This is a genomic window from Dysgonomonas gadei ATCC BAA-286 (genome assembly GCF_000213555.1).
Classification (GTDB): Bacteria; Bacteroidota; Bacteroidia; order Bacteroidales; family Dysgonomonadaceae; genus Dysgonomonas; species Dysgonomonas gadei.
This window is the reverse complement of record NZ_GL891980.1, coordinates 388,857-401,873: the sequence shown is the minus strand read 5'-3', so window position 1 is coordinate 401,873 and position 13,017 is coordinate 388,857. Positions and strand designations below refer to the sequence as shown.

The 13,017-nt window shown below is 39.4% G+C and carries 12 protein-coding genes; 6 read left to right on the top strand and 6 right to left on the bottom strand.

What is annotated here, in order from left to right; all coding sequences use genetic code 11:
• Positions 1–35: 35 nt before the first annotated feature.
• From HMPREF9455_RS05610 to HMPREF9455_RS05585, 6 genes are all read right to left on the bottom strand, one after another.
• Positions 36–1,130, bottom strand: coding sequence for a Nif3-like dinuclear metal center hexameric protein (locus HMPREF9455_RS05610; protein ID WP_006798649.1), 1,095 nt, complete (start codon positions 1,128–1,130; stop codon positions 36–38).
• 178 nt (positions 1,131–1,308) lie between these two features.
• On the bottom strand, positions 1,309–2,454 hold the full coding sequence (gene dnaJ / locus HMPREF9455_RS05605) for a molecular chaperone DnaJ (RefSeq protein WP_006798648.1): 1,146 nt from the start codon (positions 2,452–2,454) through the stop codon (positions 1,309–1,311).
• A gap of 16 nt (positions 2,455–2,470) precedes the next feature.
• Complete coding sequence (locus tag HMPREF9455_RS05600) at positions 2,471–3,025, bottom strand: nucleotide exchange factor GrpE (protein ID WP_006798647.1); 555 nt, start codon at positions 3,023–3,025, stop codon at positions 2,471–2,473.
• Between the two features lie 691 nt (positions 3,026–3,716).
• On the bottom strand, positions 3,717–4,208 hold the full coding sequence (locus HMPREF9455_RS05595) for a metallophosphoesterase family protein (RefSeq protein ID WP_006798646.1): 492 nt from the start codon (positions 4,206–4,208) through the stop codon (positions 3,717–3,719).
• Positions 4,205–5,113, bottom strand: coding sequence for a 1,4-dihydroxy-2-naphthoate octaprenyltransferase (gene menA, locus HMPREF9455_RS05590; RefSeq protein ID WP_006798645.1), 909 nt, complete (start codon positions 5,111–5,113; stop codon positions 4,205–4,207). Before menA ends, HMPREF9455_RS05595 begins: the two co-directional genes overlap by 4 nt.
• A 96-nt stretch (positions 5,114–5,209) precedes the next feature.
• Positions 5,210–7,663, bottom strand: a complete 2,454-nt coding sequence (locus HMPREF9455_RS05585) for a DUF5686 and carboxypeptidase regulatory-like domain-containing protein (RefSeq protein ID WP_006798644.1) — start codon at positions 7,661–7,663, stop codon at positions 5,210–5,212.
• A gap of 192 nt (positions 7,664–7,855) precedes the next feature.
• Between HMPREF9455_RS05585 and HMPREF9455_RS05580 the strand changes: the two genes are divergently transcribed.
• The 6 genes from HMPREF9455_RS05580 (at position 7,856) to HMPREF9455_RS05555 (ending at position 13,004) form a co-directional block, all read left to right on the top strand.
• Entirely contained in the window at positions 7,856–9,241 is a 1,386-nt protein-coding gene (locus tag HMPREF9455_RS05580) for an aspartate kinase (RefSeq protein WP_006798643.1), read from the top strand.
• Between the two features lie 405 nt (positions 9,242–9,646).
• Positions 9,647–10,468 (top strand): MotA/TolQ/ExbB proton channel family protein, encoded by an 822-nt coding sequence (locus tag HMPREF9455_RS05575; protein ID WP_006798642.1) that lies wholly within the window; start codon positions 9,647–9,649, stop codon positions 10,466–10,468.
• Positions 10,469–10,535: 67 nt separating this feature from the next.
• On the top strand, positions 10,536–11,147 hold the full coding sequence (locus HMPREF9455_RS05570) for an ExbD/TolR family protein (protein WP_006798641.1): 612 nt from the start codon (positions 10,536–10,538) through the stop codon (positions 11,145–11,147).
• A 35-nt stretch (positions 11,148–11,182) separates the two neighbouring features.
• Positions 11,183–11,842: an ExbD/TolR family protein gene (locus tag HMPREF9455_RS05565; RefSeq protein WP_006798640.1), complete on the top strand. Its 660-nt coding sequence runs from the start codon at positions 11,183–11,185 to the stop codon at positions 11,840–11,842.
• A gap of 24 nt (positions 11,843–11,866) precedes the next feature.
• On the top strand, positions 11,867–12,700 hold the full coding sequence (locus tag HMPREF9455_RS05560) for an energy transducer TonB (RefSeq protein WP_006798639.1): 834 nt from the start codon (positions 11,867–11,869) through the stop codon (positions 12,698–12,700).
• A 106-nt stretch (positions 12,701–12,806) separates the two neighbouring features.
• Complete coding sequence (locus HMPREF9455_RS05555; RefSeq protein WP_006798638.1) at positions 12,807–13,004, top strand: hypothetical protein; 198 nt, start codon at positions 12,807–12,809, stop codon at positions 13,002–13,004.
• The last annotated feature ends 13 nt before the right edge of the window (positions 13,005–13,017 follow it).

Below are 13,017 nucleotides of genomic sequence, written 5' to 3'. Positions count from 1 at the left end.
TCATCCGTAAATAGCAGGAGTATGTCACCGCTCATTTACAAATAGTTCACAGGATTTACATCAAATCCTGACATATATACCGCAAAGGTAGGATATTTTTTTGAGATAATATCGAAAAATATATTCTTTGTGAAAATTTCGGACTCGTAATGTCCTACTGTTGCCAGCAGAATCTTATCTTCCACATCATAATAATCATTATACTTAGCCTCACCTGTAATAAATACATCGGCACTATATGATATCGCTTTCGGTATCAGGAATGATCCGCTTCCGCTACAGATGGCTATGTCTCTTACAGGCTTTCCCCTTAAGGCGGAATGCTGTATTGTCTTCAGGTGAAATGTATCTTTCAGTAAGTAAAGGAAATCTTCCTCTTCTGTCTCTTCGGCCAATGTGCCTACTATCCCGCTTCCTGCCTGCGACCATGTATTCTCTAATAAATAGAAATCATAAGCAGGCTCCTCATACGGGTGTACTGCTATCAGTGCGCGTTTTACCTCCGATTGCTTATATATGGGAAGGATTATTTCAATCCGTACTTCGGGCTCGGTATGCAATTCTCCTATTTCTCCGGTGAAAGGATTTGTATTTTCTCCGGCCTTGAAAGTCCCTTCTCCTGATACATTATAACTACATGAATCGTAATTTCCTATATTCCCCGCCCCTACATTAAATAAGGTGTTGCGCACAAGCTCGGCATGCGAGTGTGGAACGAAAGTGACCAGTTTTAGCAACTTACCTTTTTGTGGGTCGAGAATCCGCACATGTTGCAGGTTAAGCATTTCTGCCAGATAATGGTTGATTCCCTGCGCGGCATTGTCCAGATTGGTGTGTGCCGCATAAACTACGATATCGTGCTTGCAGGCTTTTATCATGCAGCGTTCTACATAATTTTTCCCTGTCAGGGATTTGAAGCTGCGGAAGGCGAGGGGATGGTGTGAGATAATAAGATTACATCCTAAAGCGATCGCTTCGTCCATCACAGCCTCGGTTACATCGATGCATACTACGGCGCCTTTGGCCTCCTGATTTACATCTCCTATTTGGATACCGCTGTTATCAAAGTTTTCTTGCAATGGTATCGGGGCGAGTTGTTCTATGGTATGTAAGATTTCCTTTATTTTCATGATCTCCCGTATTTAGATTCTCAAAGTTATAGTTTTACAGGATATTAAGGTCACAAACCTCTTTATTTTTTCAATTAGGATAACAGTCAAAACTGATTACGGTTAAAAACTACCATTAAATATTACCCGATTTTATCGAATGAAAGCAGTCGATAAGAGACTGCTTTCAGATTTTTTATCAATCAAACATCTTTCTGAAATGACTGAATATTTTCTCTTTTACTGATTTGCTAGGTTGAAAATTCGGTGAATTTTCGAGTCCTCCTAATGTTGATTTCTCGCTATCAGTAAGATTTTCAGGAATATATACGCTTATGTTTATAAGCAGGTCTCCTGTGCCGTATCTGTTGATGCTCGGTAATCCTTTGTTTTTGAGGCGAAGCACTTTACCCGGCTGTGTTCCCGGCTCTATCGTCACTTTTACCTTTCCGTCTATTGTCGGTACTACCACATTACCTCCCAGTGCAGCAGTAGACACGGATAACAATAGGTTATAAACAACATCGTTGTCGTCTCTGAACAGTTCCGGGTGTTGTTCTTCTTCTACAAGGATCAGCAGGTCGCCGTTTACACCGCCGTGACGGGCCGCGTTTCCTTTACCGCTCATCGAAAGTTGCATTCCTTCGGCAACTCCGGCAGGTATATTGATGGAGATTACTTCTTCTTCGCGAACGATGCCTTCTCCGGCGCAATGGCTGCACTTTTTGGTAATGCTTTTGCCTTCTCCGTTACAGGTCGGGCAAGTAGTTTGTGTTTGCATCTGTCCCAGAATAGTGTTCATGACGCGGGTTACTACTCCCGAACCTTTACAGGTCGAACAGGTTTCGTATGCTGTGCCACCATCTGCACCTGTCCCTCTACAATGCGAACAGGCAACAAATTTGTTTACCTTTATTTTTTTCTCAACCCCCTGGGCTATATCTTTTAAAGTCAGCTTAACTTTTACTCGTAAATCTGAACCACGGTTTTGTCTTGGACCTCGTTGTCCGCCGAAACCGCCAAAGCCCCCACCAAAATGACCTCCGAAGATATCGCCGAACTGGGAAAATATATCGTCCATGGAGAATCCGCCCGGATGTCCGCCGAATCCGCCCGGAGCTTCGTGTCCGAATCTGTCATATTTGGCACGTTTTTGCTCGTCGCTTAGAATTTCATATGCTTCTGCCGCTTCCTTAAACTTCTCTTCAGCTTCGCTGTTACCCGGGTTTTTATCGGGATGGAACTGAATCGCTTTTTTGCGGTAAGCTTTTTTTATCTCTTCGAAAGTTGCGGTCTTGGTAACTTCCAATACTTCGTAATAGTCTCTTTTTGTTGTGGTTGCCATTGGGATGCCTTCTTTTTTATTTTGCAACGATTACTTTCGGATAACGGATAACTTTATCATCCAGCGTATATCCTCTCTGCACACTGTCTACAATCTTGTCCTTATCATCTTCCGACTGTGCAGGAACGGTGGTAATAGCTTCATGTTTGTCGGTATCGAAAGTGTGCCCGATTGTTTCTATTTCTTTTACACCGTGTCTTGTCAGGAAGGTAGTGAATTTACTGTAAATCAGATCGACTCCTTCTTTCACCGCTTCTATATCTTCTGTCTTGGATATATTTTCCAAAGCACGCTCAAAGTCGTCCACAACGGATATTATGTCAATTAATACGCGTTCACTGCCCGATTTCAATAATTCAGCCTTTTCCTTCAAGGTACGTTTGCGGTAATTATCGAATTCTGCATTCAGGCGCAGATATGAATCATTCAATTCATTATATTTGGCCTCCCAGTCGGTCAGATTGTCACTACTTTCTGCTTCAGCCGTTTCTTCAGGCTGATTATTTGTCATATTATCAGCCTCTGCAGGCTGTCCGTTATCAAACTCCTTTTCGGTAAATTCCTCTTTCATATCTTAGTATCTATTTTATTCATAGTTTATTACAAAAAGATATACGGCAAATCCTTGTCGTTTGATCTGCCTTTGTCTAATTATGTATTTTATTTAGAGCAAAAGGCTTGCCAAAGTTGCAAAAATTAATGTATTGATGTCGCCGGGTTATAAAAACTCCGGGTTATTCCTTTATACTTAAATAAAAAAGGTAACAAAGGTAACAGTTTTTACAGTCAACAGTTAGCAGTCATCAGTTAACAGAAATACAGTTCTTCAACTTATTGCTTATTACTTAAAACTCATTACTTGTTAAAAGGTAACAAAGATAACACATATTTCAGCTTTTAGCTGATAGCTATTAGCCGTTAGCTTAAGCTATCGCATAAGTGACTTTCCGGTAAACAGTCATCAGCTAACAACTTGTATCTCGTATAACTTTCAACTTAGTACTTAAAACTTACTACTTGTTAAAAAGTAACAAAGGTAACACTACTTCATTCATTTGCTAATATGCTAATTTTAACTACACTTCGTTCCGTTGAACGATGTTTCAAATCTGCTAGTTCATTTTTTCAAAGAGCTAATAGCTATCAGCTAAAGGCTAATAGCTATATACATAGATAAAGTTATATATGAAAATGCCATTGGCAGGGATTTTTCAATTTGGCCAAAGGCATTCTCAATTATCTGGTTGAGAGGGAGTACTACTTTAATCCTTCAACTCTATTACTTCCAAATCGGAAATATTACCTTCATTCAATACAAAGCGTATCAGCGTTCTTACCTTATGAAATCCGTATTTTCCGGCAGCTCCGGGATTTATATGCAGACAGTTCAGCTTTTTGTCGAACATCACCTTCAATATATGCGAATGCCCGCAGATAAATAACTTGGGCGGGTTGGCGAATAGAACGGAGCGGGCCCGTGGATCGTACTTTCCCGGGTAACCTCCTATATGTGTCATCAGTACGTCCACCCCTTCCAGAGTAAATCGCAGGAACTCGGGGTATGCTGCCCGTATTTTGCTGTCGTCGATATTTCCATATACAGCCCGGAATGGTTTAAAGTCTTCGAAGCGCAGGGCAAGACTCATAGAGCCGATGTCACCGGCATGCCATATCTCGTCACATTCGGCAAAGTATTTTTCGTATTTGTCATCCCACCAGCTATGGGTATCGGATAAAAGACCTATTTTTTTCATTGCAGATTGATACATATAATGAAACAAACGGACAAAACGAATGTGCCCATAGATGTATATTTGAGGTAGGGGTCGAGCAGGCGGTTCTCTGTGATACGAAATATATTTATCAGCAGTTTGACGAAGACAAAGAAGCACAACAGGTACAGATACTGGTACCAGTGGGTCGTATAGAGGATTGAATATAGAGTAAAACAGGCTAGCGCGCCGAATGTAAGGAAAGCATGATAGTACTTCGCATTCCTGAAGCCGATACGTACCGGAATCGTTATTTTACCCGAGTTCTTATCATTCTCCATATCCCGCATATTGTTCAGGTTGAGTACAGCTATAGTTAATAGCCCCAGTCCGGTTGCAGGAAGCCATGGCATAAAATCGACTACATGGGTATGCAGAAAATAAGTACCTACTACCGAAACCAATCCGAAAAAAGTAAAAGAGAATATATCGCCCAGCCCTTTATATCCATACGGATTTTTACCTGCTGTATATTTTATTGCCGCTATAATGCTGGCAGCTCCCAGAGCCAGGAATAGAACGATATATTTCCAGTCCATAAATTGGAGTGCTATATATATAAGGAGTATGCCGACAATTGCAGCTACGCCGATTGCTGTCATAATGGCGTTTTTCATCTGTCCGGGAGTGATAGCTCCGCTTTGCACTGTGCGCTGAGGGCCTACACGTTCGCCGGTGATATCGGTACCATGCTGGTAATCCCCTAAATCGTTTGCCATGTTGGATAATAACTGAAGGATGGTTGCTATCAGCATAGTAAGTATGCAGACGGAAATACTGAAATTTCCGGTGCTGTATGCTATTCCGCTGCCGCACAGTGCCGTTGCCACAGCCAGAAATAAGGTGCGGGGCCGGAGTGCCGATATCCACGATTTGAATGAAGCCATTATTTGTTGCTGAATTTTATGAAGTGCAAATTTACAAGAAATAAAATACAGGTAAGCGCAAACCTGAATTTTTAATTCCCTTATGCCTCGTGATCCTTACTTGAATAATTTCTTCGACTTTTCCAAATCGAACATGATACGGATTCCAAAGTCCTGATATTCGGCTTTTCTGAAAGAAGCGAATGTCCCGAAATTTAAAAGGCGCGTTATATTGATGGAATAGCCTATTTCCGAATATAGCTTCATATCCGGGGTATATAAATTTTTCAGGTGAAGGCTTTCTGTGAACATTTTACCTTGCAGAAAAGGCAGGCGTTTCAGGAACAAATAGTTGCTGTCGTAGTTGAATTCGCCTTTTAGCCAGTGCTTATTGGTCGACGCTGTATAGTTATCGAGTAACATAAACGAAGTGAACGGCGATCTCAGGCTGATGGTTATGTCCGATGTATTGAACTGCTGGAAGTCGGCAAAATGCATTTTATCCTTATTGCCCAAGAATGCTCCTCCTTCGATGTGATAACCGAAACGGGAGAATTCGCTTAACCTGAGTTGCTGATATATTCCCAGCCTTAATTTCCTGTATTTCGAATTATTTGTCTGCCACGAAGCAAAAGCCTCACTATATCTGATGAAGAATACAGGAGAGGTGATCCTTTGATATTTTTTCACGCCGTCGTTCAGTGTGTAATATACATATGGAATATAATCTACTCCTATATTATAAGCTGTTCTGTCGAAGCGATCGCCCGAAAACATATTGGGAGTTATCCCGCTTTTCCTGCCCCAGGTATAATCAGTATGATTTGACAAGCCCGAGCGTTTTGCCGTTTCAATTCCTGTTATGAGCGTCAGTCCGTGAATAAGCTCAATATTATTGACCACAGATATATAATCGTTCTGATAAAAATGATTGTAGTTTCTCCCTTTTATCAGGGAGTTAGTTGCATTATTGAACCTGTGTATACCCGTAGGATTGAAGTCTTCACTGACCGAACCTCCCGAAATTATCAGTTCGCCCATCTTCATACGGGAGTAGAGCAGATTGATGTCTCCACCTCCGACTATTCTTTTTCGCGAAGTAGTATAATATATATAAGGTGATATACTTAGTCGGTTATTTTTCCCGATTTTGGTGCTCAGATCGAATTTCTGTCCCAGCCATAACCCGTCAACGAAGTTGTATTCCGGTACTCCGAGCAGTAAACCATCAAATTTGAATGTGAAGCGGGTAGAATCGCCGCCAATTTTACCTCCGCTGAAAACATCCGTGAAAGAGAATTTGGAATTGTGATGATCTTTGCGTACCGAATCGATATGCTGCTGTATGGAATCTTTTTTTACATAACTTACTATTTCCCTCTCTTCCAACGGTATCACGCGTATGTTTGCCCAATATGCCGAGTCACGTTTGGTGGCAAGGCTATCTGATTCCGTTTTGTAAAGAGAATCTCTTTTTATCTCGAAATCTCTTTTCTTCGTTTTTTTCTTTTCAGCAAGTTCTTTGGCTATTTCTTTATTAATCTCTATATCCTTATATCTCAGTGAGGCGTAGTAGTTGAATGTGAATTTATTACCCAATATATCTATATTCGAATTTATAAGATAAGAAACGGGCAGAAAAGCATTCTCTTTCAATTCCTGATAAGTGATGGAATGATCCTCCTTTACACCATATACATTACTGGTCAGCTCGGCGGAATAAATATGCCATGTATTATCGGCAATATAGATATATCCGCTATATAATATGGGGTCTTTCATTTTCGGCTCTACTTTGATTTTATTTACGGTTGCATCGCCGTCTTCGAAGAAGCCCTCATACCTGAACCTGTAGTAAGTAAAGGCTTTGGGATTTAGCGGGGATATAAACATACCGGCCTTAGGCATATATAGGGATGATTGTATGACACCCATCGCATCTTTTGCATCCAGATTGTCGGGAATGCTGCTCGAAAATGCTTTTACCGTTTGTTTATACTTATCCGGGGAGGTGAATTGTACTTCACTAAAAGATTCCTGCACAAATATCTGGTTTTGTAACTCCGATAATTTAATTCCTTCTGCATTTTTCGACAATCTGTCGACCAGAGAGCCGACTTTTAATATTTCCCCGTTTCCTTTTATATATACATCAGCGGTGTATTCTTTTATTGCTCCTGCATATAAAGGTGCCTTTTCTATCGCTTTTCTGATAATAGGGTAAGCGGGGTCTTCATTGTTGGAGACAGTGACTTCTTTTAGAGTGTATGGATTTTCTTCCAGTGTAATATCCATAGAGAGGGTCTCATTCCCTCTTATTTGTATTTTCCGTTCCTCCCTTTTAAACCCCAGGCATTTATACTCTACATTGTAGCTGCCGATAGGGAGATTTGTCTGATAAAATCCATCGTCGTTACATACCAGCCCCTGATTTACTTCCTTAATATATATGGAGCTTCCATACAATGGTTCTCCCGACTTGTCAGTGATCTTACCTTTGAAATTCTGTGCAGATACAGGTATGTATGCGAAAGATAAGATTAAGAGAATGAGAATGTAAAGGTGATTCATCTGGATATTCGTTAATTAACATAGTTAAAATGATTACAAATATATCAGAATTATTATTTACCGGGTATATCATTTTCACTTAAGGTTAAATTTTTGTTATAAAAAGATGACAATATTCTATAAATGAGTAGAGAATAGGATAATTTTATTATTTTTGCGCAGTTTAAAAAAGTTGAAGTCTTAAATAATAAAATGCTTACAGTAGAGAAAATTGGCGGAACCTCCATGTCCCAGTTTAAAGATGTACTGGAAAACGTGATTGTGGGAAAAAGAACACCTGACGAAATGTATAGCCGTATATTTGTGGTGTCGGCGTATAATAATGTGACTAACTGGCTGTTGGAGCACAAAAAAACGGGTGAGCCTGGTGTGTATGTGCAATTTCTCGAAAACAGCGATTATAGTATAGGACTCGATAGTCTGTGTCAGCGCCTGTTGCTGATAAATAAAGGTTTCGAAGAAATAGGTCTGGACCAACTCGAAGCCCGTGAGTTTATCACTTATCGTATCAAGCAGGCTAAGACCATGTTGCACAGCTTGAGCAAAGTGATGGCATCGGGTTATGTAAACGCAGATGATATCTGTCTGGCTGCACGTGAGATCCTGGCTTCGCTGGGTGAAGCGCATTCAGCTTGGAATTCAGTTAATATACTCAATAATAATGGTATATCGGCGCGGTTTATAGACCTGTGTGGGTTTAACGACTCATTGCCGCTGACTATCGATGAACGAATACACAGGGCATTCAAAGGGGTTGACTTTAGCAAAGACTTATGTATAACTACCGGATATACTAAGGGTACAGAAGGAATTATGCGTGCTTTCGACCGTGGTTATACAGAAGTTACTTTCAGTAAAGTGGCCGTAGAGGTGCACGCCAATGAGGCTATTATACATAAAGAATACCATCTTTCGAGTGCCGATCCTAATATTGTGGGGGTTGAAAAAACCGTTCCTGTGGGGCGAACAAATTATATTATAGCAGACCAGTTGGCTGATATCGGGATGGAGGCAATTCATCCAAAGGCAGCTAAACCATTGGAATTAGCTAATATAGATATCCGTATAAAGAATACATTCGAGCCGGAGCATCCCGGTACTTTAATAACAAGGGATTATGTGTCGGAAGTGCCTAAAATAGAGATCGTTTCAGGTACAAATAAAGTACTGGCAATCGAGGTACACGACCCCATGATGGTAGGAGAAGTCGGATTCGACCTTAAAATAATGCAGATATTTGCCAAGTATGGAGTAAGTTATATACTAAAATCGACTAACGCCAACTCTATAACTAACATAGTGTGGGATAATTATAAATCGCGTGAACTGATTGCCGAACTAGAGCAGAATTTCTATCAGGTAGTCGTTGAGCGGGTGGCTTTGGTTTGTGCCATGGGTACCAATATCGCATTGCCGGGATTTTTATACAGAGCGGCAAAAGCATTGTTTGACAGGGGTATTAATGTGGAAAGTTTCGGGCAGTCATTGCGCCAGGTAAATATGCAGTTTGTAATAAAAAGAGAATTTTACAATGACGCTGTAATAGCGCTTAATGATGAATTATGCATAGATAAATAGATTTAATAAGACTTTTTTTATATTTTTTAATTGTGTAGAATCATTTTTAATTCTATTTTTGTTAGCTGGAATAATGGAATATTTTGCAGATTTAATACCTAGTGGACACATCTAGATGTAGAAACTCCACGTATACAGATATATAGACCTTTGAATTTATTAGTAATAATTTTTATAGAGTTGTTTTTTTCGAAAAATAAAAACCTATTTTTTACGTTATATTTAACTGAAAGCGTTAGTCGGAGTGCAATTTTGGAACAAAATACATTGAAAGATAAAACGGAATAGTATATTTGTAACCTAAATTGACGCCCTGAATGGCTTTTTTTGAGTTTGAAATATTGAATGTATAACAATTATAAAACAAAAAATTGATTCACTAAACTTAAATTATTTATTATCATTATGGAAACTAAAAAACAACAATCGAACAAAAAGCCTAGATCAAAAGGTGTTTCAGCTTTTGTAGTAGTTATTGGATGTGCTATCGTAGCTCACCTATTCTTCTATCTGGTAGCAGGTGCAGACAGTAACTTCGACGAAAAAGGTCATCCGATAGGAGGAAACATACTGGGTACCCTTTATCAAGGTGGATGGGTAATTCCAATCGTAATCACATTGTTGCTTACAGTATTTACTCTTTCTGTTGAAAGATTTTTCGCATTGAACAGAGCTAGCGGTAAAGGAAGTACAGCTAAATTTGTGATGAACGCAAAAGCTAAATTAGAAGCTGGTGATATCGCTGGTGCATCTAAGCTTTGTGACGAGCAAAAAGGTTCGGTTGCTAATATCCTTAAAGCTGGTTTGATCAGATATGCAGATGTTGAGAAATTGACAGACCTGCACAATGACGAAAAAGCTGCAATCATTCAGAAAGAAATTGAAGAAGCTACAACATTGGAACTTCCATATTTACAACAAAACTTGTCAGTTATCGCTACTATCTCTACATTAGGTACGTTGATGGGACTATTCGGAACGGTACTTGGTATGATCAAGTCGTTTGGTGCGATGGCGCAAGAAGGAGCTCCAGACTCTACAGTATTGGCACTCGGTATCTCTGAGGCACTTATGAATACTGCAATGGGTATCGGTACAGGTGCTTGTGCTATTATTTCTTATTCTTACTTCTCCGGAAAAGTTGAAGATATGACTAACGCTGTAGACGAAGTGGGTTTTGCTATTGGCCAGACTTACACTAATTTACACGGTGGCTTAGCTAAATAATTAAAATTTTTCGGAATAATTTGTGGAATTTCTGTGAAATTCTACTCTAATAAGTAAAAACAAGAAGATGGGAAAGATTAAGGTAAAAAAACAGAGCACGTTCATCGACATGACCGCGATGAGTGATGTTACTGTACTCTTGCTCACATTCTTCATGCTTACAGCAACATTTATCCCTAAAGAACCGGTAACAGTATTGACGCCGGCATCAGTATCCGAACGTAAGGTCTCTGAAAGTAATGTATTAACAATATTAATAGACACAGAAGGACGGGTATTTTTGAATTTAGACGATGCTAATACCAAAAAATCGGTATTACAGTTGATGGGGCAAGACTATGGTATTACGTTTAACGACAAACAGATAAGATCTTTCGTAGAGCAATCACATATCGGGGTGCCTATGAGTAGAATGTCTGCTTTCTTAGACAAGCCATTGAGTGCGCAAGATGAAGAAATCAAAAAAATGGGTGTTCCAACCGACAGTACCAACAATCAGTTGACCCGTTGGGTGAAACATGCACGCGAAATAGGCGGTGAAAATCTACAACTTGCTATCAAATCAGATCAGCAGACTGCATATCCTGAAGTGGATAAAGTACTGAAGATATTGGTAGGAATGAAAGAGAACAGATATAGCCTAATTACGACTCTCAAGAAAATGCCGGAAGGCTTGTAATAATCAAATTTAAAAATTTTTAAAAAGAAAAGATTATGGCTTCAATAGATACCGGTGGAGGAGAAGTAAAAAAAGGGAAACCTAAAAAAGAGACCCTAAGGGTAGACTTTACCCCCATGGTAGACATGAACATGCTTTTGATCACATTCTTTATGTTCTGTACAACATTGAGTAAACCGCAGGTGATGGATATCGCGATGCCTACCAATGAGAAACTGAACGAAGATGAAGAAGTAAAGGTGAAGGAATCAAAAGCAATCACCCTTATATTAGGAGAAAATAATAAGGTATATTATTATACAGGTATACCGAATTATGAAGATTATACAACTTTGAAAGAAACGGATTTTTCACCGGAAGGCCTTCGTGCGCTGCTTTTGGACAGAAACAAAAGTATTGTTGCAAAAATGAAGGAACTCAAACATGAAAAATTTGTGACTAACAAAAAAATGTCTGACGAAGAGTTTCAAACAAGATCTAAAGAAATAAAAGGCGATAAAGATGGACAGGTTGTTGTAATAAAACCTACTGCCGACGCTAATTATGCAAATCTTGTAGATGCTCTGGATGAAATGCAGATTTGCAGTATTGACAAATATGCTATCGTGGATATGACCGAGGGGGACCAATTCCTTCTGGAGAATCTCAAGACTAAGGGAGCTTATGGGGCACAGGCAGCACCACCAAAAAAGTAATCACATTATAAAAAGGAGTAAATTATGTCAAAAGATATCAGATTAAATTCCGCAGAATGGTGTGATGTAGTTTTTGAAGGGAAAAACAAACAGTATGGTGCCTACAGACTACGTCAATCATCTTCGAAGAGGCATATCGTAGCATTCCTTGTCGTTTGTGTATTTGCGGGTTTTGTTTCTGCTTTACCAGGATTGGTAAGTGAAATCAAAAAGCTTACGCAGAACCAAGGCGGACCAATGGATGAGGCATATGAGATGTCTAATATTCCGGTAGAACAAGAAATTCCGGAAGAGAACATTATTAAACAGGAAACAGCTCCACCGCCACCACCGTTGAAAACAACAGTGAAATTCGTTCCACCGACAATTGCGAAGGACGAAGAAGTAGCTGAAGAGAAAATGGTAGGCCAGGATGAGATTCAGGAAACTAAAATCCAGATTTCAGTAGCTGATGTAAAAGGTACTGACGACAAACATGGTATCGATATCGCAGAGTTGAGAGAGCACAAGCAAATTGTGGAAGAAAAACCTGTGGAAGAAAAACCATTCGTTACAGTAGAGCAGATGCCTAGCTTCCCCGGAGGTGAAACTGAGATGCACAGATTTATCAATGATAATCTGAAATATCCGGTTGTAGCTCAGGAATCAGGAATACAAGGACGTGTTACTATTCGTTTCGTTGTTACCAAAACAGGTGCAATCTCTGATGTAACGGTAATTCGTGGTATCGACCCATCTTGTGATAAAGAAGCTGTAAGGGTTGTAAAAGCGATGCCTAAATGGATTCCAGGTAAGCAAAACGGTTTGAATGTACCGGTTTACTTTACCCTTCCGATTGTATTCCGCTTGAAACAATAATGCATGTTTTTGAAGTATTTGTTTAAATAACAAACATAAAACTAACAAAAGAAGAGAAGTTTGAATATTAAAAGTCATCTTCTCTTCTTTTCCAATAATAGAAGATATGAAAGAAGAAAACAAGACTCCCGTAAAAAAAATATATGGATTTTTTATGTCTCTATTCTATTTTGGAATAGGTTGTGCATTGTCGTTTACAGCAGTATTAGAAAATATTATTCCGGTTGGAGTACCTCGTACCATCGGAGGAGTTTTACTTATTGTATATGGTTTGTTCAGAGCTTACAGAGCTTGGAAAGAATAAATTTGACAGTTAA

What these genes read in the sequence shown, in the direction of transcription:
- HMPREF9455_RS05610 (WP_006798649.1), bottom strand. Translation starts at nt 1,130, where the DNA reads ATGAAAATAAAGGAAATCTTACATACCATAGAACAACTCGCCCCGATA.
- dnaJ (WP_006798648.1), bottom strand. Translation starts at nt 2,454, where the DNA reads ATGGCAACCACAACAAAAAGAGACTATTACGAAGTATTGGAAGTTACC.
- HMPREF9455_RS05600 (WP_006798647.1), bottom strand. Translation starts at nt 3,025, where the DNA reads ATGAAAGAGGAATTTACCGAAAAGGAGTTTGATAACGGACAGCCTGCA.
- HMPREF9455_RS05595 (WP_006798646.1), bottom strand. Translation starts at nt 4,208, where the DNA reads ATGAAAAAAATAGGTCTTTTATCCGATACCCATAGCTGGTGGGATGAC.
- menA (WP_006798645.1), bottom strand. Translation starts at nt 5,113, where the DNA reads ATGGCTTCATTCAAATCGTGGATATCGGCACTCCGGCCCCGCACCTTA.
- HMPREF9455_RS05585 (WP_006798644.1), bottom strand. Translation starts at nt 7,663, where the DNA reads ATGAATCACCTTTACATTCTCATTCTCTTAATCTTATCTTTCGCATAC.
- HMPREF9455_RS05580 (WP_006798643.1), top strand. Translation starts at nt 7,856, where the DNA reads ATGCTTACAGTAGAGAAAATTGGCGGAACCTCCATGTCCCAGTTTAAA.
- HMPREF9455_RS05575 (WP_006798642.1), top strand. Translation starts at nt 9,647, where the DNA reads ATGGAAACTAAAAAACAACAATCGAACAAAAAGCCTAGATCAAAAGGT.
- HMPREF9455_RS05570 (WP_006798641.1), top strand. Translation starts at nt 10,536, where the DNA reads ATGGGAAAGATTAAGGTAAAAAAACAGAGCACGTTCATCGACATGACC.
- HMPREF9455_RS05565 (WP_006798640.1), top strand. Translation starts at nt 11,183, where the DNA reads ATGGCTTCAATAGATACCGGTGGAGGAGAAGTAAAAAAAGGGAAACCT.
- HMPREF9455_RS05560 (WP_006798639.1), top strand. Translation starts at nt 11,867, where the DNA reads ATGTCAAAAGATATCAGATTAAATTCCGCAGAATGGTGTGATGTAGTT.
- HMPREF9455_RS05555 (WP_006798638.1), top strand. Translation starts at nt 12,807, where the DNA reads ATGAAAGAAGAAAACAAGACTCCCGTAAAAAAAATATATGGATTTTTT.